Below are 21,699 nucleotides of genomic sequence, written 5' to 3' on the forward strand. Positions count from 1 at the left end.
ATCCAGCGAACCCCCAACCCACTAGGCACCCCTCCCCGCGAACCCTCGGAGAGCGTCGGCTAGGGTTTGGTCCGCATAAACATCCAAACCCCTGCCCGACGCAGGGCGGCGACCGACCACCGAGTAAGGCAGGCCGCAGCCAACCGCGCGGGCGAGACTCTCGGGAAGGCGCTACGTGAGTCCCAACGGCTCCGACCGCTCGCCGCGGCGCCCGATGCGGCGGAAGCTGCTGCAAGGCATGACCGCGGGCCTGGTCCTGGCGACCGCCACCGGTTGCACATACAAGGACTTCCCCCGCCTTGGTATGCCCACCCCGACCACGGAAGAGGCTCCGCGGATCCTCTCCCTGTGGCAGGGCTCCTGGGCCGCCGCGCTCGCCGTCGGCGTGCTGGTGTGGGGTCTGATCATCTGGAGCGCCATCTTCCACCGGCGCAGCCGCACCAAGGTCGAGGTGCCTCCGCAGACCCGGTACAACATGCCCATCGAGGCGCTGTACACGGTGGTCCCGCTCATCATCGTCTCGGTGCTGTTCTACTTCACGGCCCGCGACGAGTCGAAGCTCCTCGAGCTCAAGGACAAGCCCGACGTCACCATCAACGTCGTCGGCTTCCAGTGGAGCTGGTGCTTCAACTACGTCGAGAACGTCGACGGTTCCACCGGTGACGCCACCAAGAACAAGGAACTGAGCGCGATCCCGGACCGCTTCAAGGAAGACTTCCCGGCCAACGCCGGCGGTGTCTACGACTGCGGCACCCCGGGCACGCGGAACCCGCAGACCGGCAACCCGGGTCCGACCCTGTGGCTGCCGGAGGGCCAGCGGGTCCGCTTCGTTCTCACCTCGCGTGACGTCATCCACTCCTTCTGGGTCGTCCCGTTCCTGATGAAGCAGGACGTCATCCCGGGCCACACCAACGCCTTCGAGGTGACCCCCAACCAGGAGGGCACCTTCCTGGGCAAGTGCGCCGAGCTCTGCGGCGTCGACCACTCGCGGATGCTGTTCAACGTGAAGGTCGTCTCCCAGGAGCGCTACGAGCAGCACCTTCAGGACCTCGTGAAGAAGGGGCAGACCGGTTACGTTCCCGCCGGCATCGCGCAGACGAGCCACGAGAAGAACCGGGAGACGAACAACCTGTGAGCATCCTCAACGAACCCCAGGGTGCCGCGGCAGCAGAGTCCCACTACGCGGACGAGTTGCCGGTCAGGCGCAAGCAGCCCGGCAACGTCGTGATCAAGTGGCTCACCACCACTGACCACAAGACGATCGGAACGCTCTACCTCGTCACGTCGTTCGTGTTCTTCTGCATCGGTGGCGTCATGGCGTTGCTCATGCGCGCCGAGCTGGCCCGTCCGGGCCTGCAGATGATGTCGAACGAGCAGTTCAACCAGGCGTTCACGATGCACGGCACGATCATGCTGCTGATGTTCGCGACGCCGCTGTTCGCCGGTTTCGCGAACTGGATCATGCCGCTCCAGATCGGTGCCCCCGATGTGGCGTTCCCGCGGCTGAACATGTTCGCCTACTGGCTGTACCTGTTCGGCTCGCTGATCGCGGTGGGCGGCTTCCTCACCCCGGACGGCGCCGCCGACTTCGGCTGGTTCGCCTACAGCCCGCTGTCGGACGCGGTCCGCAGCCCGGGCATCGGCGCCGACATGTGGATCATGGGTCTGGCCATGTCCGGCTTCGGCACCATCCTCGGCTCGGTCAACTTCATCACCACGATCATCTGCATGCGCGCTCCGGGCATGACGATGTTCCGCATGCCGATCTTCACCTGGAACGTGCTGCTGACCGGTGTCCTGGTCCTGCTCGCCTTCCCCGTGCTGGCGGCGGCGCTGTTCGCGCTGGAGGCGGACCGCAAGTTCGGCTCCCACATCTTCGACTCCGCCAACGGCGGCGCGCTGTTGTGGCAGCACCTTTTCTGGTTCTTCGGCCATCCAGAGGTGTACATCATCGCCCTGCCGTTCTTCGGCATCATCTCCGAGGTCATCCCGGTCTTCTCCCGCAAGCCGATGTTCGGCTACATGGGCCTGATCGCGGCGACCATCTCGATCGCGGGTCTGTCGATCACGGTGTGGGCGCACCACATGTACGTCACCGGCGGTGTACTGCTGCCGTTCTTCTCCTTCATGACCTTCCTGATCGCGGTCCCGACCGGTGTGAAGTTCTTCAACTGGATCGGCACCATGTGGAAGGGCAGTCTGTCCTTCGAGACACCGATGCTCTGGGCCACCGGCTTCCTCATCACCTTCACGTTCGGTGGTCTGACCGGTGTCATCCTGGCCTCGCCGCCGATGGACTTCCACGTCTCGGACTCGTACTTCGTGGTGGCGCACTTCCACTACGTGGTGTTCGGCACCGTGGTGTTCGCGATGTTCTCCGGCTTCCACTTCTGGTGGCCGAAGTTCACCGGCAAGATGCTCGACGAGCGCCTCGGCAAGATCACGTTCTGGACGCTGTTCGTCGGCTTCCACGGCACCTTCCTGGTCCAGCACTGGCTGGGCGCGGAGGGCATGCCGCGGCGTTACGCGGACTACCTCGCGGCCGACGGCTTCACCGCCCTGAACACGGTCTCGACGATCAGCTCGTTCGTCCTCGGTCTGTCGATCCTGCCGTTCTTCTACAACATCTGGAAGACGGCCAAGTACGGCAAGAAGGTCGAGGTCGACGACCCGTGGGGCTACGGCCGTTCGCTGGAGTGGGCGACGTCCTGCCCGCCGCCGCGGCACAACTTCCTCACCCTGCCGCGGATCCGCAGTGAATCCCCGGCGTTCGACCTGCACCACCCTGAGATCGCCGCTCTCGACCAGCTCGAGAACGCCCCTCACGGTGACAAGGCCCTGGCTGGTGGCAAGGAGGCCGGCAAGTGAAGATCCAAGGCAGGATGTTCATCTGGCTGAGCGTCTTCGTCCTCGCCATGGCGATCGTCTATGGCGTGTGGTCGAAGGAGCCGGCCGGTACGACGGCCCTCTTCCTGGCGTTCGGCCTGTGCATCATGGTCGGCTTCTACCTGGGCTTCACGGCCCGGCGGGTCGACGCGGGCGCGCAGGACAACAAGAACGCGGACGTGGCGGACGACGCCGGCGAGGTCGGGTTCTTCAGCCCGCACAGCTGGCAGCCGCTCTCGCTGGCCGTGGGTGGCGCGCTCGCCTTCCTCGCGGTCGCCATCGGCTGGTGGCTGATGTACTTCTCGGCCCCGCTGATCCTCATCGGCCTCTACGGCTGGGTCTTCGAGTACTACCGCGGTGAGAACCGCACCCAGTAACACGCGCCGAGCGCTCTGGAGCCCGGACACTCCGTCAGGAGAGTCCGGGCTCCTCCGTTTGCCACGCCTTCGATCCCTCGTAAGGATTACTCGGCGCGCCGCGCTTGACGTGGCTCCCTAGCGTGAAGTCATGAACACAACTCCGCGCACCCGCACCGTCGTCGGTTGCACGCTGCTGGTGATCGCGCTCGGCGCGAGCGGCACCGCGTGCAGCGGGGACGGCAGCCCGTTGTCCGCCGCGCCGTACGACGCGGCGGACCAGATCGCCTTCAACGGCCCCACGAAGGACGGGAAGAAGGCCGACCCCGACAAGCCCCTGGAGGTCACCGCAGAGGGCTCGGACGGCCGTATCACGGACGTCACGGCCAAGGACGCCACAGGACGCTACGTCAGCGGCGAACTCTCCGCCGACGGCACGAGATGGCACAGCACCTCCCCGCTGGCCGCCGACGCCCGCTACACGGTCCGTGTGTCCACCGAGGACGACGACGGCGCCCCCGGCCGCCGGGTCCTGTCCTTCGACACCGGCAAGCCGCTCTCCAAGAAGCGCCTGGATGTCACCTTCGGGCCCAAGACGGGCAAGTACGGCGTCGGACAGCCCGTCACGGCCGAACTGAGCAAGCCGGTCAAGGACGAGGCCCAGCGCGCCGTCGTCGAGCGCGCCCTGAGGGTCGAATCCACGCCTGCCGTGGAGGGCACCTGGCACTGGGTGGACGACAAGAAGCTCCACTACCGCCCCAAGGAGTACTGGCCCACCCACGCCACCGTCCGGGTCCGCAGCAACCTGGACGGCGTCAAGATCAGCGACCGGCTCTGGGGCGGCGGCCGGGCCAAGCCGCTGAAGTTCACCACCGGGGACCGCGTCATCGCCGTCACGGACGCCTCGTCGCACTGGATGAAGGTCTACAAGAACGGTGAGGAGATCAACTCCATGCCGGTCACCACCGGCAAGCCCGGCTTCGAAACCCGCAACGGCGTCAAGGTGGTGCTGGGCAAGGAGTACTTCGTACGGATGCGCGGTACCAGCATCGGCATCGCGGAGGGCTCGGCGGAGTCGTACGACCTGCCCGTCTACTACGCCACCCGCGTCACCTGGAGCGGCGAGTACGTGCACGCCGCCCCCTGGTCCGTCGGCTCCCAGGGCTCCGCCAACGTCAGCCACGGCTGCACCGGGATGAGCACCGACAACGCCTCCTGGTTCTTCAAGAACGTCCGCGAGGGCGACCTGGTCAAGGTCGTCAACTCCTACGGCAACACCATGGAACCCTTCGGCAACGGCTTCGGCGACTGGAACGTCGCCTGGAACAAGTGGCGCAAGGGCAGCGCGTTGGTAGGAGGCACGCCCGAGACCCCGAGGCCCGAGGAGCGGGCGAGGCTACGTCCCCAAAGTGTCTGAGACGCCGCCCCCTCAGGCGCTCTGAAGCCGCCGAGTGCGCAACAGAGAGGCCAGGGCGGCCGCGAACTCAACCGGCTCCACAGGCAACGTCACCGCGGCCTCGGCGCGGCTCCACGTGGCCAGCCACGCGTCCTGCGGCCGCCCGATGAGCAGCAGCACAGGCGGGCAGTTGAACACCTCGTCCTTGACCTGACGGCACAGCCCCATGCCCCCCATGGGCACGGCCTCACCGTCGAACACGCACACATCGATCCCGCCCTTGTCCAGCTCGCGCAGGGCCGCCGCAGGCGTGGCACACTCCACGAACTCGACCAACGGGACATCAGGAGCCGGCCGCCGCCCGGAGGCCAACCGCACCTGCGAGCGGGTGTTGGAATCGTCGCTGTAGACCAGCACCGTGGCGGTCGGCTGCATTGTTCCTCCGTGACGTCAGCGTCGTAAGGACAGGGCCCGTTGGCCCGGATGCTACTCCCTTGAACACCACGTCAACACCGGTATGGAGCAGGGAGACACTCCGATTGGCACCCCCCGGAGTGAGGGCGGGATAAGCGACCGACATAATGTCGGTCGTGGCGACAGCAACGACAGTAGAAACCGGGCACGCGCACCCGTCGGTCAACCGGCCGAACCTCACCAGCGTCGGAACCATCATCTGGCTGAGTTCCGAGCTGATGTTCTTCGCGGCCCTCTTCGCGATGTACTTCACCCTTCGATCGGTGACCGGTCCCGAGTTCTGGAAGGAGAAGGCAGACTTCCTGAACTTCCCCTTCTCGGCGACCAACACCACGATCCTGGTGCTCTCCTCCCTCACCTGCCAGCTCGGCGTGTTCGCCGCCGAGCGCGGTGACGTGAAGAAGCTCCGGATGTGGTTCCAGATCACCTTCGTGATGGGTGCGATCTTCATCGGCGGCCAGGTCTATGAGTACACCGAGCTGGTGAAGCACGAGGGCCTCTCGCTCTCGTCCGACCCGTACGGCTCGGTGTTCTACCTGACCACCGGCTTCCACGGCCTGCACGTGACGGGTGGCCTCATCGCCTTCCTGTTCGTCCTCGGCCGCACCTACGCGGCCCGGAGGTTCACACACGAGCAGGCGACCGCCGCCATCGTCGTGTCCTACTACTGGCACTTCGTCGATGTCGTCTGGATCGGCCTCTTCGCCACGATCTACATGATCAAGTAGCCGGGCCCGCTCCCGCGCGCTGCCGGCAGACACGCAGGCAAGCGCACATCCCAGAAGCATCGACGCAGAAGATCCTGACACCGGGGTAATCCGTGAAAAAGCTCTCCGCACGACGACGCCATCCGCTGGCGGCGGTCGTCGTCCTACTCCTCGCGCTGGCGGCCACTGGGGGGCTGTACGCCTTTGTCGCGCCCACGGGCAAGGCGCAGGCAGAAGAAACCGCCCAGTCTCTCGCCATCGACGAGGGTAAGAAGCTCTACGCCGTAGGCTGCGCCAGCTGCCACGGAACCGGCGGTCAGGGCACCTCCGACGGTCCGAGCCTGGTCGGCGTCGGCGCCGCGGCCGTGGACTTCCAGGTGGGCACCGGCCGTATGCCGGCCGCGACCTCGCAGATGGCCCAGGCGCCGAAGAAGAAGGTCGTCTACACGCAGGCCGACATCGACCAGCTCGCGGCGTACATCGCCTCGCTGGGCGCCGGTCCGAACATCCCGACCGAGGCGGAGTACGGCCCCGAGGGTGCCGACATCGCCAAGGGCGGCGAGCTGTTCCGCACCAACTGCGCGCAGTGCCACAACTTCACCGGCAAGGGCGGCGCGCTGACCCACGGCAAGTTCGCGCCGACTCTTGAGGACGTGGACCCGAAGCACATCTACGAGGCCATGCAGACCGGCCCGCAGAACATGCCTTCCTTCCCCGACACCACGCTGTCGGAGCAGAACAAGAAGGACATCATCGCGTACCTCGACGCGGTCAACAGCGACGACACCGAGAGCCCCGGTGGTCTTGAGCTGGGCGGACTCGGTCCGGTCAGTGAGGGCCTGTTCGCCTGGGTCTTCGGACTCGGCGCGCTGATCGCGGTCGCCGTCTGGGTCGCCGCTCGGACCGCAAAGGCCAAGAAGTCATGAGTAGCCAAGACATTCCAGAAGAGAACCTGCCCGCAGAGCAGGACGCACACGGCGAGGTCGGCGTCGCGGACGACAAGGACCCGTTCGCCGACCCCGGACTGCCGCCCCACGAGCACCGGATCCAGGACATCGACGAGCGGGCCGCCAAGCGGTCCGAGCGTGCGGTCGCCTTCCTGTTCACGGTGTCGATGCTGGCCACCGTCGGTTTCATCGCCTCCTACGTGGCGATCGACACCGACAAGTCGGTCTACATCTTCCCGCTGGGTCACATCAGCGCGCTGAACTTCGCGCTGGGCATGACCCTGGGCGTCTCGCTGTTCTGCATCGGCGCGGGCGCGGTCCACTGGGCCCGCACGCTGATGTCGGACGTCGAGGTCGCCGAGGAGCGGCACGCGGTCCAGTCGCCGCCGGAGGTCAAGGCCAAGGTTCTGGCCGACTTCGCGGACGGCGCCAAGGAGTCCGCGATCGGCCGTCGCAAGCTGGTCCGGAACACGATGTTCGGCGCGCTGGCGCTGTTCCCGCTCTCCGGTGTCGTCCTGCTGCGTGACCTCGGCCCGCTGCCCGGGACCAAGCTCCGCCACACCCTGTGGTCCAAGGGCAAGCTGCTCGTCAACATGAACACCAACGAGCCGCTGCGTCCCTCGGACGTCGCGGTCGGCTCCCTCACCTTCTGCAAGCCGGAAGGTCTCGAGGAGCACGACCACGACTTCCAGACCGAGATCGCCAAGGCCGCCCTGATGATCGTCCGCATCCAGCCGGACAACATCAAGGACAAGCGCGAGCTCGAGTGGTCGCACGAGGGCATCGTGGCGTACTCGAAGATCTGCACCCACGTCGGTTGCCCGATCTCCCTGTACGAGCAGCAGACGCACCACGCGCTGTGCCCCTGCCACCAGTCCACCTTCGACCTCTCCGACGGTGCCCGAGTGATCTTCGGTCCCGCCGGTCACGCCCTGCCGCAGCTGCGCATCGGCGTGAACGACGAGGGCTATCTCGAGGCGCTCGGCGACTTCGAGGAGCCCGTCGGTCCTGCATTCTGGGAGCGCGGATGAGCACTACCGAGACCACCGAGTCCCGCTCGCGCGGGAAAGCCCCCGCCGGCGAGCGTGTCGCCGACTGGGCGGACGGCCGACTGGGCATCTACGGCCTGGCCAAGGCCAACATGCGCAAGATCTTCCCCGACCACTGGTCGTTCATGCTGGGTGAGGTCTGCCTCTACAGCTTCCTGATCATCATCCTCACGGGTGTGTATCTGACGCTGTTCTTCCACCCGTCGATGAACGAGGTGGAGTACCACGGCTCCTACGTCCCGCTCCAGGGACAGCTGATGTCGGAGGCGTTCAGCTCCACGCTGCACATCTCCTTCGACGTCCGCGGTGGTCTGCTCATCCGGCAGATCCACCACTGGGCCGCGCTGATCTTCCTCGCGGGCATGTTCGTGCACATGATGCGCGTCTTCTTCACGGGCGCGTTCCGCAAGCCGCGTGAGATCAACTGGGTCTTCGGCTTCCTGCTGTTCGTCCTCGGCATGTTCACCGGCTTCACCGGTTACTCGCTGCCGGACGACCTGCTCTCCGGAACCGGTGTCCGCTTCATGGAGGGCGCGGTCCTGTCCGTGCCGATCGTCGGCACGTACCTGGCGTTCTTCCTGTTCGGCGGGGAGTTCCCGGGCGGCGACTTCGTGGCCCGCTTCTACTCGGTCCACATCCTGCTGCTGCCGGGCATCATGCTCGGACTGGTGGTCGGCCACCTGATCCTGGTCGTCTTCCACAAGCACACGCAGTACGCGGGCCCGGGCAAGACCAACAAGAACGTCGTCGGCATGCCGCTGATGCCGGTCTACATGGCCAAGGCCGGAGGCTTCTTCTTCCTGGTCTTCGGTGTCATCGCGGCCATCTCGGCGATCGCCACGATCAACCCGATCTGGGCCATGGGCCCCTACCGGCCGGACCAGGTGTCCACCGGCGCCCAGCCCGACTGGTACATGGGCTTCTCCGAGGGCCTGATCCGTGTCATGCCGGGCTGGGAGATCAACTTCTGGGGTCACACGCTCGTCCTGGGTGTGTTCATCCCGCTGGTGATCTTCCCGCTGGTCCTGGTCGCGATCGCGGTCTACCCGTTCATCGAGTCCTGGGTCACCGGTGACAAGCGCGAGCACCACATCCTGGACCGCCCGCGCAACGCCCCGACCCGTACGGCCTTCGGTGTCGCCTGGATCACCTGGTACATGGTGCTGCTGATCGGTGGTGGAAACGACCTGTGGGCCACCCACTTCCACCTGTCGATCAACGCCATCACCTGGTTCGTCCGGATCGCGTTCTTCGTCGCCCCGGTCCTGGCGTTCGTCGTCACCAAGCGGATCTGCCTCGGCCTCCAGCGCCGGGACAAGGACAAGGTGCTGCACGGCCGCGAGTCGGGCATCATCAAGCGCCTGCCGCACGGTGAGTTCATCGAGGTGCACGAGCCGCTCAGCCAGGACGCGCTGCACACCCTCACCGCGCACGAGCAGTACAAGCCCGCCGAGATCGGCCCGACGGTCGACGAGAACGGCGTGGAGCGCAAGGTGAAGGGCACCGAGAAGCTGCGCGCCAAGCTCAGCCAGGCGTACTACGGCGAGGAGTCCCAGATTCCGAAGCCGACCGTCGAGGAGTACAAGGAGATCACGAGCGGCCACGGCCACCACTGATCGCTGCGCACGCCACGCGCTGGAAGGGCCCCCGTCCGGTCTTCGGACGGGGGCCCTTCCGCGTCCCCTGAGCTGGATAGGGTGGGGGCACACTCTCTTACGACACTCAGGAGCGGCCTTATGAGCGCTGTGACCCCCGCTGGAGGCGACACCGCGGCGGGCCGTTCCTGGCCCCGCTTGCTGAACGGCCTGCTGGAGGGGCGCGACCTCGGCGCCGACGACACGGCCTGGGCGATGGACCTGATCATGCGCGGTGAGGCGACCGACGCGCAGATCGCCGGGTTCGTGGTGGCCCTGCGGGCCAAGGGCGAGACCGTCGAGGAGATCACCGGTTTCGTCCGCACGATGTACGAGCACGCCAACGTGATCGAGGTGGCGGGCGACACCGTCGACATCGTCGGCACCGGCGGGGACGGCGCCAAGACCGTCAACATCTCCACGATGTCCGCGATCGTGGTGGCCGGCGCGGGCGCCAAGGTCGTCAAGCACGGCAACCGGGCGGCGTCCTCAGCCTCCGGCTCCTCGGACGTCCTGGAGAAGCTCGGGGTGAACCTGGAGCTGCCGGTGGCGCGGGTGCCGCAGGTGGTCGAGGAGGCCGGGATCACCTTCTGCTTCGCGGCCAAGTTCCACCCGGCGATGCGTCACGCGGGCGCGGCGCGCGGCCAGTTGGGGATCAGGACCGTCTTCAACGTCCTCGGTCCGCTGACCAACCCGGCCCGGGTGCGGGCGCAGGCCGTCGGGGTCGCCGATCCGCGGATGGCGCCGATCGTGGCCGGGGTGTTCGCCGAGCGCGGCAACTCCTCCCTGGTGTTCCGCGGCGACGACGGCCTGGACGAGCTGACCACGACCTCGACCTCCCGGGTCTGGATCGTCCGCGACGGCAAGGTCACCGAGGAGTCCTTCGACCCCCGCGACGTCGGCCTCGACCTCGTCCCCGTGGAGGCCCTGCGCGGCGCGGACGCCTCCTACAACGCGGATGTGGCCCGGCGCCTGCTGAACGGCGAGACCGGCCCCGTGCGGGACGCGGTCCTGCTGAACTCGGCGGCCGCCCTGGTGGCCCTGCACCCCACCGAGGCCCCGCTGGCCGAGCAGATCGGCGCCGGCATGGCGAAGGCCGCGGAGTCGATCGACTCTGGCGCGGCCAAGCGGACGCTGGAGCGCTGGGTCGCCGCGAGCAACGCGTAGCGAGCGATGAGGGATGTCCCGCGATCCGGACACGGGTTGCGGGACATCGATCGTTTCGCGTACGTTCCTGTACCAGGTCATGAGTGACAGTCATGAGGCCCCGGCTGACTGTCCGGCAACCCTCCGTCCGTGGCGGGGTGCCCCGGGTGAAGACCAGGCCGTGAACAGCAAGGTTCATGGCAAGCGCGGTCGTCGAGGAGTTCTTCCGTGAGCAAGCGAATGCGATAGGGCCGCTGAGCCCCGCTTCTGCGAACCCCTTTTCTCTCACACCTCTTCACTCACGGGAGCCCCCGTCATGTCTGTCTCCACCGCTGCCTCCGCCCAGACCATTTGTGCCCCGCTGCCCGTTCTGGGCCGGGATGTCACCGTCCCGCTGGTCACCGGCGGCGAGACCACCTACGCCGCGCTCGACTACGCTGCCAGCGCCCCCGCGCTCCAGCGGGTCTGGGACGACGTGGCCGCCTACGCGCCGTACTACGGCAGCGTCCACCGGGGCGCCGGGTACCTCTCGCAGCTCTCCACCGACCTCTTCGAGAACGCCCGCAGGACCGTCGCCGAGTTCCTCGACTGCCGCGCCGACGACCAGCTGGTCTTCACCCGGTCCACCACGGACTCGCTGAACCTGCTCGCCGCCGCCCTCCCCGCCGACTGCCAGGTCTTCGTCTTCGAGACCGAGCACCACGCCTCGCTGCTGCCCTGGCAGGACGCCGAGGTGACCTACCTCGACGCCCCGCGCACCCCACAGCAGGCGGTCGCGACCCTGGAGCGGGCCCTCGCCGACCGAGACCCCCACGGCCCGGCCCTGGTCTGCGTCACCGGCGCCTCCAACGTCACCGGCGAGCTGTGGCCGGTGCGCGAACTGGCCGCCGCCGCGCACGCGCACGGTGCCCGGATCGTCCTCGACGCCGCCCAACTCGCCCCGCACCACCCGGTCTCCGTCCAGGACCTCGACGTCGACTGGGTCGCCTTCTCCGGCCACAAGCTCTACGCGCCCTTCGGCTCCGGCGTCCTGGCCGGACGCGCCGACTGGCTGCGCGCGGCCGAGCCGTATCTCGCGGGCGGCGGCGCCAGCCGCAAGGTCAGCCGCCGCGCGGACGGGGGAGTGGACGTGGAGTGGCACGAGAGCGCGGCGCGGCACGAGGCCGGTTCGCCGAACGTCATCGGCGCCTACTCCATCGCGTCGGCGTGCAGGGCCCTGACGGAGGCCGGGTTCGACACCCTGGTGGCCCGTGAGGAGTACCTGATCGGGAGGGTCCGCGCGGGCCTCGCCGAGGTGCCCGAGGTGCGGATCCTCTCCCTCTTCGGCGACGACGCCCCGCGCGTAGGCGTCATCTCCTTCGTCGTCGACGGCTGGAACAGCTCCCACTTCGCCGCCGCCCTCTCCGCCGAGTACGGCATCGGCGTCCGCGACGGCCTGTTCTGCGCCCACCCGCTGGTCCGCACCCTGCTCGGCAGCGACCCGCAGACCCAGGGGGAGTGCGGCGCGCCCGAGGCGGCGCCGGGTGAGAAGTCCCTCAACGCGATCCGGGTCAGCTTCGGCGCGGGCACGCCGGACGAGCACGTGGAGCGGTTCGTGACCGCGGTGCGTGAGCTGGTCCGGGACGGCGCGCAGTGGAACTACCGCACGGAGGACGGGCGTTGCGTGCCCGCGGTGTGATCCGCTGACGTACGCTCCCCGGGGGGATCAGGACGGGGACTGATGGGGGTCGGGGTGCAGGGGCTGCGGGAGACGGATCCTCGGCGGATCGGGCCGTACGAGGTGCTCGGGCGGCTCGGCGCCGGAGGGATGGGCGAGGTGTTTCTCGCCGAGGCGCGCGGCGGGATGCGGCTGGCCGTGAAGGTGGTGCGGCCCGAGCACGCCGGGGACCGCACCTTCCGGGCCCGGTTCCGCCAGGAGCTGCGGGCCGCGCGGGACGTGGGCGGGGACGGCACGTACACCGCGCGGGTCGTCGACGCCGATCCCGAGGGCGAACCGCCGTGGATGGCGGCCGAGTTCGTCGAGGGGCCCACGCTGCGGGACGCCGTGCTGGACGGAGGTCCGCTGCCGGCCCCCGCGGTACGGGTGCTCGCGGCAGCGCTCGGCCGGGCCCTGACCGCGATCCACGCCAGGGGCCTGGTCCACCGGGACCTCAAGCCCTCCAACATCCTGCTGGCGGCCGACGGCCCGCGGGTCATCGACTTCGGGATCGTCCGGGCGCTGGAGGCGACCGCGCTGACCAATCCCGGGTCGATCGTCGGCACGGTCGGCTATGTCTCCCCGGAGCAGATCCGCAACAGCACCGCAGTGGGCCCGCAGAGCGATGTCTTCGCGCTGGGCGCGGTCCTCGCCCACGCCTCCGGTGGCCGCCCGCCCTTCGGCGAGGGCCATGAGTCGGTGGTCCTGCTGCGCATCCTGAACGGTGACCACGACCTGTCCGCCGTACCCGAGGAGTTCCGTCCGCTGGTCGAGTCCTGTCTGCGCCTGGACCCCGCCGAGCGGCCGGTGCCGGAGGCCGTCATGGCGGCCGTGGGACACACGGAGGCGTCGCTGCGCGCGGCGGTGCGGCCGGGCTGGTTCACCGAGGGCGGTCCGCGATGGGTGCCGGGGGAGGACGGGGAGCGGGAGAGCGGCGTCGAGTACGTGGCCCCGGCGACGGCGCCGGGCGCGGTCGTACCGCCTGCCGGGGCGCCCGTGCCGCCGTCCCGGCGGGGTGTGCTGCGGGCCGTGGCCGGTGGGGCCGTGGTGGCCGTCGCCTCGGGCGTGGGCGGCTGGTGGTGGCTGCGGGAGCCGGAGCGGGGGAAGAAGGACTCGCCGTCCGCACCGGCCACCGGGAAGCCGACCGTGCGCTGGCAGGTCTCCCTGGACCAGGTCATGACCCGGCAGCTCGGCGCGCTCTCGCCCAAGGGCGACGTGCTGTACGCCGCCACGTCCTCCATCGACCTGTACGCGCTCTCCGCCGATGGCGAGGACCTCTGGAAGGCCAACCTCGGGGGCTCCGGTCTCGATCCCGTGGCGACGGCGGACGGCGTCTACTGCACCGTCGTCGAGGGCGACAGCGCGGACGACTCCCAGCGGCTGCGGCTGTGCCGGTACGACACGGCGGGCAAGCGCGGCTGGAGCAGGGACCTCGGGCCGCAGGGCACCGCCCCCGTCCTCGTCGGCGACACGGTCGTGGTGGGCGGCGGGGACGAGCAGATCGGGGAGCTGCGCGCCTACGCGCCGGACGGCAGCGTGCGCTGGCAGCGCGGGCTCAAGGGCGCGCTCACCGAGGCACCGCTGGTGCATCAGGGCGTGGTCTACGCCGGCACCCGCGCGGGGCGGCTGGCCGCCGTGGACGCCGGGGACGGCACCCCGCTGTGGGACGTGGAGGTGGCCACCGACCTCCGGCGGCCCGTGGTGGTGGCGGGCCGGGCCCTGGCCGCGGCCTCCGCCGGCGAGTGGACCTGGCACGGCTACTCGCTCGACGGGAACCGGCTGTGGCGGAGCAAGGAGGCCGACGGCGGGTGGGAGTACCCGGTCACCGCGGCCGGCTCGCTGGCCCTCGTCACGGAGGACCGGGTCCTGAAGGCGTTCACGGCGGACGGCGAACCGGCCTGGACGTACCAGGCCGGGGACGACGACGTCACCGAACCGGCGTTCTCGGGCGGCCGGATCTTCGTCCAGACCCCCGAGGAGATCCACGCCCTGAACCTCAAGGGCGAGCGGATCTGGCGCTTCCCGCTGCCCGCCGGCTACCCGGTCTCGGCCCCGCTGATCCGCGGCAACCGCATCTACGTCACCTCGGCCGAGGGCATCGCAGCCCTCGACCTCACGTCCTAGCTGCTAGCCGTCCAGGCCGATCGAGAACGCGGCCTCCAGGTCGTGCTGGGAGTAGGTGCGGAACGCGACGTGGGTGTCCGTGCCCTCCACGCCCGGGATCTTGCTGATGCGACCGGGGATGACCTCGGCGAGGTCCTCGTGCTCCTTGACCCGGACCATGGCGATCAGGTCGTAGGTGCCGGTGACGGAGAAGACCTCGCTCACGCTGTCCAGCGAAGCGATCTGCTCCGCGATCTCGGGGATCCGGTCCACGCTGGTCTTGATGAGGACGATCGCGGTGATCACGGCTGGGCCTCTCCCTCGGGGGCTGCTGGGGCTCTCACCCTACTCGCGGTCCCACTGGCCCGGTTGTCCTGCCGGGGGTCCGGGGGTTGTCCCCCGGGAAGGCACAGCAGTCGTATGGCCGAACCGCACCCAGGCGAAGCCGCAGCCCAGGCCGAAGCCCACGAGATGGGCCAGATACGCCACCCCGGGTCCGTTCGCCGCCCGGCCCGCCGCCAGCCATTGCAGGGCCGCCCAGAAGGGCAGCACCACCCAGGCAGGGAAGCGCAGCGGCAGGAAGAACAGGAACGGCAGCAGGCTGGTCACCCGGGCCCGCGGGAACAGCGCCAGGAACGCGCCGAGCACCGCCGAGATCGCGCCGGACGCGCCGACCAGGGACTGCTCGGAGCCGGAGTTGGCGGCCGCGTAGCCGAGCAGGGCGAGATAGCCGCAGCCCAGGTAGAAGAGGGTGAACTGGAAACGGCCCATGCGCTCCTCGGTCATCACGCCGAAGACGTAGAGGAAGAGCATGTTGCCCAGCAGATGCACCCAGCTGCCGTGCACGAACAGCGCGGTGGCCGGGGTGAGCGCGGCTCGTGGCGACCCCTCGAACAGCACGGCCGGGACCACCCCCCAGCGCCGGAAGTACGCCCGCTGCGCCGCGATCAGCTCGTCCCCGGTGCCGTACCCGGCATTCAGCCCCGAGGCGGGCCCGATCAGGAAGATCAGCGTGCACAGCCCGATCAGTGCGTAGGTGACCGGCGCGGAAGGCATCCGCATACCTCTGACGGCCGTGCTGCTCCAGTTGCTGATCATGAACACAGAGCATGACGTAATCGGCCTAACTCCGACAGATCGCCTCGCCGCCGTGGACGGCCGAGCGGTGACCAGCCACCAGGCCGTAGGGTTACGAGCCACACGCACCGGGGATGCCGGTGAGTCACCGACACTGGAAGGAAAGAACAGTCGCGATGACGGTTCCCCTGCCGACCGACGCCACACGGTGGCGCTGCACCCTCTGCGGCAACCTCACCCGTTTCGACGTGACCCGCTCGTCGAAGGTCGTCGAATACGTCCACCTCGACCTCGCCGGTGAGCCGAAGGTCGAGGAGCGCGAGGTGGTCAGTGAGACCATCGAGTCGGTGCGCTGCCGCTGGTGCAACGCCGTGGACCAGGTGGAACTCGTGGACAGGCCGGGCGCCGGCTCCTGACGGGAGCGGGCCCCGCTCGGGCGATCCCCTCGGACAGGGGGATCCCGCACAGGTATTGGGGTGACGACGGATGGTGGAGACCGCAGGCGGGGGGCCGGGCGACGGCGCCGCTGAAGTGCTCGACCGTCCGCTGCCCGACGGGGTGCGCCGCAGAGTCGTGCAGATCGTCTCGGACGGCTTCGGCGGGCTGACCGTCGGTGAACTGCCCGCCCAGCTGAGGCAGTACGCCCGGTTCGCCCCGAACCGCCGGGCCAAGTTCGCCGGCAACGCCATGGCCGCCGCGCTGGAGACGGATCCGCTCTTCCGCCAGCGCATCGGGGAGAAGCTGAGAGAGGCCCAGCCGGAAATCGCCGGCGCCCTCGACTCCGGCTCGCCGCCCCCGGCCGCGGATCCGCTCGATGTGGCGGCCGCGGCCTATGTGCTGCGGCCCACCGGCTGGGTCAAGCTGGTGACCGCGGCCGGCGAGGAGGCCCAGCGCGCCGACGCCGAACGCGCCGACGAGGAGAGCCGGGCCGAACTGGAGCGGCTGCGCGCCGAGATCGACCGGTCCAGGGAGCAGACCCGGGCCGAGACCGAGCGGCTGCGCACCGAGCTGGACGCGGCCAAGAAGGAAGCCGAATCGCTTCACCGCAAGCTGCGCGCCGCCCAGAGCGACGTCAAGCGCGGTGAGGCGGCGCTGCGCAAGGCGCAGGGCGAGATCGAGGCCGTCCGCGCGGAGGCGAACGGCCAGGTGTCGGCGGCCGAGAGCGAGACCCGGCGGCTGAAGTCCCGGCTCGGGGAGGCCGAGGCCGCCCTGGAGGCCACCCGCAGGGCGGCGCGCGAGGGCCGCAGCGTGGAGGACATGCGGGTACGGCTGCTGCTGGACACCCTGCTCGATGCCACCCAAGGGCTGCGCCGGGAACTGGCGTTGCCGCCGGTGTCGGTGCGCCCCGCCGAGACCGTGGACGCGGTCGAACCGGGACGAATGACCCCGAAGGACATCGCCGCACGGGCGCTGTCCGAGAACGATCCGGCCATCGTCGACCAGTTGCTGGCGCTGCCGCAGGCGCATCTGGTCGTCGACGGCTACAACGTCACCAAGACCGGCTATCCCCAGATGCCGCTGGAGAAGCAGCGGCTCAGGCTCCTCGGCCAGCTCTCCCAGCTCGCCGCGCAGACCGGTGCCGAGGTGACCTGTGTCTTCGACGGGGCCGAGCTGGCCGCGCCGGTGCTGCTGGCGCCGCCGCGCGGGGTCCGGGTGCTGTTCTCCAAGCCCGGTGTGACGGCGGACGAGTTGATCCGTCAGCTGGTGCGGGCCGAGCCGCCGGGCCGTCCGGTCATCGTCGTCTCGACCGACCGCGAGGTGGCCGACGGGGTCGCCAAGGCGGGCGCCCGGCCGGTGGCATCTGCGGTGCTTCTGAAGCGACTGTCCTGAAGGTCAACGTACAGCTGCAATGCCCGAATTGACGGAACCGTCACGCAACGTAGCGTCAAGTGGGAATCACTGCACGTGGGTTGAAGGTAAAGAATGCGGACCGTAACCGGGATAAATCGCCCAGGGGTTTGAACTGATCACAACTGTGTCACTAGGGTCTGCCTTCGAACCTTCGATCGGAAGATCACTGAGGAGAAGGAGTTCGCCTCCGTGGCGTCCCACCGTCGACCCAAGCAGCCGAGCCGCGCACGTGTGACCGTGCTGACCACCGCCGCTGCTGCCGCCGTTGCCATCAGCTCGCAGGCCGCCAACGCCGCGCCCAGCGAGAAGCCGAGCAAGGACGAGGTCAAGGCCAAGGTCGACAAGCTCTACGAAGAGGCCGAGCACGCCACCGAGAAGTACAACGGCGCCAAGGAGAAGCAGGAGAAGCTCCAGAAGGAGATCTCCACGATCCAGGACAACGTCGCGCGCGGTCAGGAAGACCTGAACGAGATGCGTGACTCCATAGGTCTGGCGGCCGCCGCCCAGTACCGGACCGGATCCATCGACTCCTCGGTCCAGCTCTTCCTCTCCTCGGACCCGGACGACTACCTCGACAAGGCCTCCACGCTCGACCAGTTGAGCAGCCAGCAGGTCGAGTCGCTGAAGAAGATCCAGGACAAGCAGCGCGAACTCGCCCAGGACCGCGCCGAGGCCAGTGAGAAGCTCAAGGACCTCGCCTCCACCCGGACCGAACTGGGCAAGAAGAAGCAGGAAGTCCAGGACAAGCTCGCCGAGGCGCAGAAGCTCCTCAACACGCTGACCGCCGCCGAGAAGGCCGCCCTCGCCGCCGAGGAGGAGCGCGCCAGCCGGTCCTCCGCCGACCGTGTCGAGCTCGGTGACGCGCCCGTCGGCTCCGGCCGCGCCATGGCCGCCTACCAGGCCGCCCAGAGCAAGCTCGGCTCGCCCTACGTCTACGGCGCCTCCGGCCCTTCCTCCTTCGACTGCTCGGGCCTGACCTCCTGGGCCTACGCCCAGGCCGGTGTCTCCATCCCGCGTACCTCGCAGGCCCAGGCAGGCGCCGGCACGCGCATCTACAGCCAGTCCGACCTCAAGGTCGGCGACCTGGTCATCTTCTACGCAGATCAGCACCACGTCGGCTTCTACGCGGGCAACGGCCAGATCCTGCACGCCCCGCGCACCGGCACGGTCGTCCGCTACGAGTCGATCAACAACATGCCGTTCCAGTTCGGCGTCCGGATCTGATCAGCCTCAAGATCACGACACCGTGCCGCCCAATCGGGCGAATCACGCCGACGTGAACTGACCCCACGCCCCGCCCATGACCTGCGTCATAGGCGGGGCGTCACTGTGTGTGCCCACAACGGTCGTTGGTCGGCGGCCCGGCGCGGGGTTACTGTCTGCCGCGTTTCCCCCTCGCCGGGGAACGGTCCTTGTCCGCCAGCGGAAGGGGTGCGGCTTCTCGTGGGGTCTCATCGTCGCCTTGTACCGTCGTCCGGGTTCGACCGGGGCGCGAGTGCCGCGCTCTGTGTCATCTCAGCCGCGGCCCTCGGAGCCGTACCGGCCTCGGCCGTGCCGCACGACGACACCCGGGCCGAGGTGGACCGCCTCTACGAGGAGGCCGAGAAGGCCACCGAGGCCTACAACAAGGCCGATGAGCGCGCCGACTCGCTGCGCGAGCAGGTCGGTACCGCGCAGGACCGGATCGCCCGGCAGCAGGACCGCATCAACTCCATGCGGGAGAAGCTCGGTTCGCTGGCCGGGGCGCAGTACCGCTCCGGGGGGCTCGACCCCTCGCTCGCCCTGCTGTTCTCCGACGATCCGGACGACTACCTCGACAAGGCGTCCACGCTGGACCGGATCACGGCCCATCAGGCGGGTGAGCTGAAGGACCTTCAGGACGCGCTGCGCGAACTCTCCCAGGAGCGCGCCGAGGCCTCCCGCAAACTCGGTGAGCTGGAGAAGAGCCGCAAGGCGGTCGCGGCGCACAAGAAGACGGTGGAGGGCAAGCTCGCCAAGGCCCGGGAGCTGCTCAACTCCCTGCCCGCCGACGAGCGCGCCGCCTACGACCGGGCCTCCCGCTCGGGCCGCTCCGGCATGCCCGACCTCGGTAGCGGCGTCCCCGCCTCGGGCCGGGCCGGCGCCGCCATGGCCGCCGCCCGCTCCGCCCTCGGCAAGCCCTACGTCTGGGGTGCCAACGGCCCCAGCGGCTTCGACTGTTCGGGCCTGATGCAGTGGTCGTACGCGCAGGCCGGCGTCGCCCTCCCGCGCACCTCCCAGGGCCAGCGCTTCGCCGGCCCCCAGGTGCCCCTCGCCGAGGCCCGCCCCGGCGACCTGGTCACCTACCGCGCCGACGCCAGCCACGTCGGCATGTACGTGGGCAACGGCCAGGTGATCCACGCCCCCTATCCCGGAGCCCCGGTCCGCTACGACCCGGTGGGGATGATGCCGGGGGCGACGGTCACTCGGGTGTGACGGCACCGGTGGCCGGTGGATCCCGCCGTTGACGGGGTCTGACCTCGGCGCCCTGAGCGCCGTACGATCGCGGCATGGCTGGTCGACGGCGGGCGTCCGGGTCCGGGGTGGTGGCGGTGTGTCTGCTGCTCGTCTCGCTCGTGGCGTGCGGCGGGCGGCCCGCCACCGACGCGGCCCGCGACTCGGTGCAGCGGGTCCTCGACCGGCGGGCCGAGGCGATCGTCGAGCACGACGAGTCGGCCTTCGTGCGGACGGGCGCCCAGAGCGGGTACGACGAGCTCAGGGCGGTGCCGTTCGCCGAGTGGTCGTATCGCGTGACCGGGCTGAAGCGCGCGGGCGACACCGCCACCGCCGCTGTCGAACTGCGCTATCGCATCGAGGGCCACGACCGCGCCCCGGTCACCGTCGGCCGCACGGTACGGCTCAGCCTGGACGCCGGGAGTGAGTGGTACGTCGAGTCCGAGCGGCCCGCCAGGGGCGCCCCCGAGCAACTGTGGGACCAGGGCCGGGTGGAAGTCGTCCGCGGGGAGCGCGGCATCGTGCTCGGGGTCGGACAGCCCGACGGCAGGCTCCGTGCCTTCGCCGAGCTCGCCGACCGCGCGGTGCCCGCGGTGACCCGGGCCTGGGGCACCGAGTGGCCGCGCGGCACCGTCATCCTCGTACCGGAGTCGCTGGAGGGCATGGCCGGGCTGCTCGGCTCGCCCGCCTCCTCGTACCGCGGGATCGCCGCCGTGACCACCGGTGAGACCGGCGCCCCCAAGAACGCGCCCGCGGACCGGATCATCCTCAACCCGGTCGCGTACGGCGTCCTCGGTCAGAGCGGCAAGCAGGTCGTGCTCACCCACGAGACCACCCATGTCGCCACCCGCGCCCACACCAGCGCCGCCACCCCGCTGTGGCTCTCCGAGGGGTACGCCGACTGGGTCGGCTACCTCGGCTCGGGCCGTACGCCCGCCGACGCGGCCCCCGAGCTGTGGCGTGCGGTGACCGAGGGGGAACTCCCGGCGGGGCTGCCGACCGACGAGGACTTCGGGTTCACCGGGGACTCGGCGGGGCTCGCGCAGGCGTACGAGAGTGGCTGGATGGCCTGCCGGATGATCGCGGACCGCTGGGGCGAGGTGCGGCTCGGCGAGTTCTACCGGGCCGTCGGCGCCCACGAGAAGCGGCCGGGCGCGGTCGAGGACGCGATGGAGAAGGTGCTCGGGACGACGGTGGAGGACTTCACCGCGCAGTGGCGGGAGTATCTGCGCGGTCAGTTCGCCTGATCCTCGACCGGTCGGTTCGCCTGACCTTCGACCGGTTAGTTCGCCCGACCCTCGACGACCGCCGGGTCCAGCAGTTCGATCGCCTCGGCCAGCCACGCCCGCTCCGCCGCCCCCGTCGCCCGCGCCACCCGCAGCATCCCCTGCCGGAACAGATCGCCCGCCTCCTCCGCCCGCACCGGCTCGCCCTCCCGGTAGAAGAAGCTCGACGGCGCGTCGAGGAACTCCAGTCGGCGGCGCAGCACGGCAGCCTGTTCGCGCGGGTCGGGCAGGTGCCGCAGGAAGGCGAGCAGGGTGTTGAAGCGGACCTGGTCGGTGATCTCGGTCTGCTTCGGCCGGCGCAGGCGTTCCAGCAGGGCGGCGTGGCCCTCCTCGGTCAGCGACAGGATCCGGCGCGGGGCGGCACTCGCGCCGGGCTCGGTGCGCTGGTCGAGCAGGCCCGCCGTGGTGAGCCGGGTGATCGCAGGGTAGAGCGCGCCGTCGCTCACCGGCCGGACATGGCCGCTGAGCGCCTTGATGCGCTCCTTCAACTCATAGCCGTGCAACGGCTCTTCGGCCAGGAAGCCCAGGATCGACAGCTCCAGCACCGGTTCCTCCTTGCGGGTGTCGTGCCCGCCATGCTACCTCTATCCGAGCTACCTCGAATCGAGGTAGCTCGGAT

At 69.5% G+C, this 21,699-nt stretch carries 20 protein-coding genes and 1 riboswitch; of the genes, 16 read left to right on the top strand and 4 right to left on the bottom strand.

Annotated elements, in window-relative coordinates; translation table 11 throughout:
• Nucleotides 1-175: 175 nt before the first annotated feature.
• The 4 genes from ctaC (at nucleotide 176) to BN159_RS31115 (ending at nucleotide 4,659) form a co-directional block, all read left to right on the top strand.
• The gene (gene ctaC / locus BN159_RS31100; RefSeq protein ID WP_041820064.1) at nucleotides 176-1,135 is read left to right on the top strand and encodes an aa3-type cytochrome oxidase subunit II; all 960 of its coding nucleotides are present in this window, start codon (nucleotides 176-178) and stop codon (nucleotides 1,133-1,135) included.
• The gene (gene ctaD, locus BN159_RS31105; protein ID WP_015660995.1) at nucleotides 1,132-2,868 is read left to right on the top strand and encodes an aa3-type cytochrome oxidase subunit I; all 1,737 of its coding nucleotides are present in this window, start codon (nucleotides 1,132-1,134) and stop codon (nucleotides 2,866-2,868) included. Before ctaC ends, ctaD begins: the two co-directional genes overlap by 4 nt.
• Nucleotides 2,865-3,263: a cytochrome c oxidase subunit 4 gene (locus BN159_RS31110; protein WP_015660996.1), complete on the top strand. Its 399-nt coding sequence runs from the start codon at nucleotides 2,865-2,867 to the stop codon at nucleotides 3,261-3,263. The genes ctaD and BN159_RS31110 overlap by 4 nt, the downstream gene beginning before the upstream one ends.
• Before the next feature lie 130 nt (nucleotides 3,264-3,393).
• Complete coding sequence (locus BN159_RS31115; protein WP_015660997.1) at nucleotides 3,394-4,659, top strand: L,D-transpeptidase; 1,266 nt, start codon at nucleotides 3,394-3,396, stop codon at nucleotides 4,657-4,659.
• 12 nt (nucleotides 4,660-4,671) lie between these two features.
• On the opposite strand, the gene BN159_RS31120 is transcribed toward BN159_RS31115, so the two are convergent.
• Entirely contained in the window at nucleotides 4,672-5,073 is a 402-nt protein-coding gene (locus BN159_RS31120) for a response regulator (protein ID WP_015660998.1), read from the bottom strand.
• Between the two features lie 146 nt (nucleotides 5,074-5,219).
• Here BN159_RS31120 and ctaE point away from each other — a divergent pair, with 146 nt between their 5' ends.
• The 7 genes from ctaE (at nucleotide 5,220) to BN159_RS31155 (ending at nucleotide 14,415) form a co-directional block, all read left to right on the top strand.
• On the top strand, nucleotides 5,220-5,840 hold the full coding sequence (gene ctaE, locus BN159_RS31125) for an aa3-type cytochrome oxidase subunit III (protein ID WP_015660999.1): 621 nt from the start codon (nucleotides 5,220-5,222) through the stop codon (nucleotides 5,838-5,840).
• Between the two features lie 92 nt (nucleotides 5,841-5,932).
• A complete protein-coding gene (gene qcrC / locus BN159_RS31130) occupies nucleotides 5,933-6,745 on the top strand; it encodes a cytochrome bc1 complex diheme cytochrome c subunit (RefSeq protein WP_015661000.1) in 813 nt (270 codons plus the stop codon).
• Nucleotides 6,742-7,797 carry a cytochrome bc1 complex Rieske iron-sulfur subunit gene (qcrA, locus tag BN159_RS31135; protein ID WP_015661001.1) on the top strand — a complete coding sequence of 352 codons (1,056 nt, stop codon included), beginning with the start codon at nucleotides 6,742-6,744 and terminating at the stop codon, nucleotides 7,795-7,797. The genes qcrC and qcrA overlap by 4 nt, the downstream gene beginning before the upstream one ends.
• Nucleotides 7,794-9,431: a cytochrome bc1 complex cytochrome b subunit gene (gene qcrB, locus BN159_RS31140; RefSeq protein WP_015661002.1), complete on the top strand. Its 1,638-nt coding sequence runs from the start codon at nucleotides 7,794-7,796 to the stop codon at nucleotides 9,429-9,431. The genes qcrA and qcrB overlap by 4 nt, the downstream gene beginning before the upstream one ends.
• 120 nt (nucleotides 9,432-9,551) lie before the next feature.
• Nucleotides 9,552-10,616, top strand: a complete 1,065-nt coding sequence (trpD, locus tag BN159_RS31145) for an anthranilate phosphoribosyltransferase (protein WP_015661003.1) — start codon at nucleotides 9,552-9,554, stop codon at nucleotides 10,614-10,616.
• Nucleotides 10,617-10,691: 75 nt separating this feature from the next.
• Nucleotides 10,692-10,808, top strand: a riboswitch (SAM riboswitch).
• Between the two features lie 103 nt (nucleotides 10,809-10,911).
• Nucleotides 10,912-12,273 (top strand): aminotransferase class V-fold PLP-dependent enzyme, encoded by a 1,362-nt coding sequence (locus BN159_RS31150; protein WP_015661004.1) that lies wholly within the window; start codon nucleotides 10,912-10,914, stop codon nucleotides 12,271-12,273.
• Between the two features lie 42 nt (nucleotides 12,274-12,315).
• The gene (locus BN159_RS31155) at nucleotides 12,316-14,415 is read left to right on the top strand and encodes a protein kinase domain-containing protein (protein WP_015661005.1); all 2,100 of its coding nucleotides are present in this window, start codon (nucleotides 12,316-12,318) and stop codon (nucleotides 14,413-14,415) included.
• Between the two features lie 3 nt (nucleotides 14,416-14,418).
• Here the strand turns inward: BN159_RS31155 and BN159_RS31160 are convergent, their stop codons facing one another.
• Nucleotides 14,419-14,700 carry an Lrp/AsnC family transcriptional regulator gene (locus BN159_RS31160; protein ID WP_015661006.1) on the bottom strand — a complete coding sequence of 94 codons (282 nt, stop codon included), beginning with the start codon at nucleotides 14,698-14,700 and terminating at the stop codon, nucleotides 14,419-14,421.
• A 39-nt stretch (nucleotides 14,701-14,739) separates the two neighbouring features.
• Nucleotides 14,740-15,492, bottom strand: a complete 753-nt coding sequence (locus BN159_RS31165; RefSeq protein ID WP_051113684.1) for a rhomboid family intramembrane serine protease — start codon at nucleotides 15,490-15,492, stop codon at nucleotides 14,740-14,742.
• Between the two features lie 155 nt (nucleotides 15,493-15,647).
• On the opposite strand from BN159_RS31165, the gene BN159_RS31170 reads away from it, so the two are divergent.
• From BN159_RS31170 to BN159_RS31190, 5 genes are all read left to right on the top strand, one after another.
• Nucleotides 15,648-15,887 carry a hypothetical protein gene (locus BN159_RS31170; protein WP_015661008.1) on the top strand — a complete coding sequence of 80 codons (240 nt, stop codon included), beginning with the start codon at nucleotides 15,648-15,650 and terminating at the stop codon, nucleotides 15,885-15,887.
• Between the two features lie 70 nt (nucleotides 15,888-15,957).
• Nucleotides 15,958-17,301, top strand: a complete 1,344-nt coding sequence (locus BN159_RS31175; RefSeq protein WP_015661009.1) for an NYN domain-containing protein — start codon at nucleotides 15,958-15,960, stop codon at nucleotides 17,299-17,301.
• Nucleotides 17,302-17,511: 210 nt separating this feature from the next.
• Nucleotides 17,512-18,546 (top strand): C40 family peptidase, encoded by a 1,035-nt coding sequence (locus tag BN159_RS31180; protein WP_015661010.1) that lies wholly within the window; start codon nucleotides 17,512-17,514, stop codon nucleotides 18,544-18,546.
• A gap of 219 nt (nucleotides 18,547-18,765) precedes the next feature.
• Nucleotides 18,766-19,776 (top strand): C40 family peptidase, encoded by a 1,011-nt coding sequence (locus tag BN159_RS31185; RefSeq protein ID WP_041822041.1) that lies wholly within the window; start codon nucleotides 18,766-18,768, stop codon nucleotides 19,774-19,776.
• A 74-nt stretch (nucleotides 19,777-19,850) separates the two neighbouring features.
• Nucleotides 19,851-21,041 (top strand): hypothetical protein, encoded by a 1,191-nt coding sequence (locus BN159_RS31190; protein ID WP_015661012.1) that lies wholly within the window; start codon nucleotides 19,851-19,853, stop codon nucleotides 21,039-21,041.
• Between the two features lie 35 nt (nucleotides 21,042-21,076).
• Here the strand turns inward: BN159_RS31190 and BN159_RS31195 are convergent, their stop codons facing one another.
• Complete coding sequence (locus BN159_RS31195) at nucleotides 21,077-21,625, bottom strand: PadR family transcriptional regulator (RefSeq protein WP_015661013.1); 549 nt, start codon at nucleotides 21,623-21,625, stop codon at nucleotides 21,077-21,079.
• Nucleotides 21,626-21,699: the final 74 nt, after the last annotated feature.

The sequence above is a fragment of the Streptomyces davaonensis JCM 4913 genome, from assembly GCF_000349325.1.
Lineage (GTDB): Bacteria > Actinomycetota > Actinomycetes > Streptomycetales > Streptomycetaceae > Streptomyces > Streptomyces davaonensis.

Excerpts from the sequence above, each read along its gene's own strand:
- BN159_RS31115 (WP_015660997.1), top strand. The coding sequence starts at position 3,394 with ATGAACACAACTCCGCGCACCCGCACCGTCGTCGGTTGCACGCTGCTG.
- BN159_RS31120 (WP_015660998.1), bottom strand. The coding sequence starts at position 5,073 with ATGCAGCCGACCGCCACGGTGCTGGTCTACAGCGACGATTCCAACACC.
- ctaE (WP_015660999.1), top strand. The coding sequence starts at position 5,220 with ATGTCGGTCGTGGCGACAGCAACGACAGTAGAAACCGGGCACGCGCAC.
- qcrA (WP_015661001.1), top strand. The coding sequence starts at position 6,742 with ATGAGTAGCCAAGACATTCCAGAAGAGAACCTGCCCGCAGAGCAGGAC.
- qcrB (WP_015661002.1), top strand. The coding sequence starts at position 7,794 with ATGAGCACTACCGAGACCACCGAGTCCCGCTCGCGCGGGAAAGCCCCC.
- trpD (WP_015661003.1), top strand. The coding sequence starts at position 9,552 with ATGAGCGCTGTGACCCCCGCTGGAGGCGACACCGCGGCGGGCCGTTCC.
- BN159_RS31150 (WP_015661004.1), top strand. The coding sequence starts at position 10,912 with ATGTCTGTCTCCACCGCTGCCTCCGCCCAGACCATTTGTGCCCCGCTG.
- BN159_RS31155 (WP_015661005.1), top strand. The coding sequence starts at position 12,316 with ATGGGGGTCGGGGTGCAGGGGCTGCGGGAGACGGATCCTCGGCGGATC.
- BN159_RS31165 (WP_051113684.1), bottom strand. The coding sequence starts at position 15,492 with ATGATCAGCAACTGGAGCAGCACGGCCGTCAGAGGTATGCGGATGCCT.
- BN159_RS31170 (WP_015661008.1), top strand. The coding sequence starts at position 15,648 with ATGACGGTTCCCCTGCCGACCGACGCCACACGGTGGCGCTGCACCCTC.
- BN159_RS31175 (WP_015661009.1), top strand. The coding sequence starts at position 15,958 with ATGGTGGAGACCGCAGGCGGGGGGCCGGGCGACGGCGCCGCTGAAGTG.
- BN159_RS31190 (WP_015661012.1), top strand. The coding sequence starts at position 19,851 with ATGGCTGGTCGACGGCGGGCGTCCGGGTCCGGGGTGGTGGCGGTGTGT.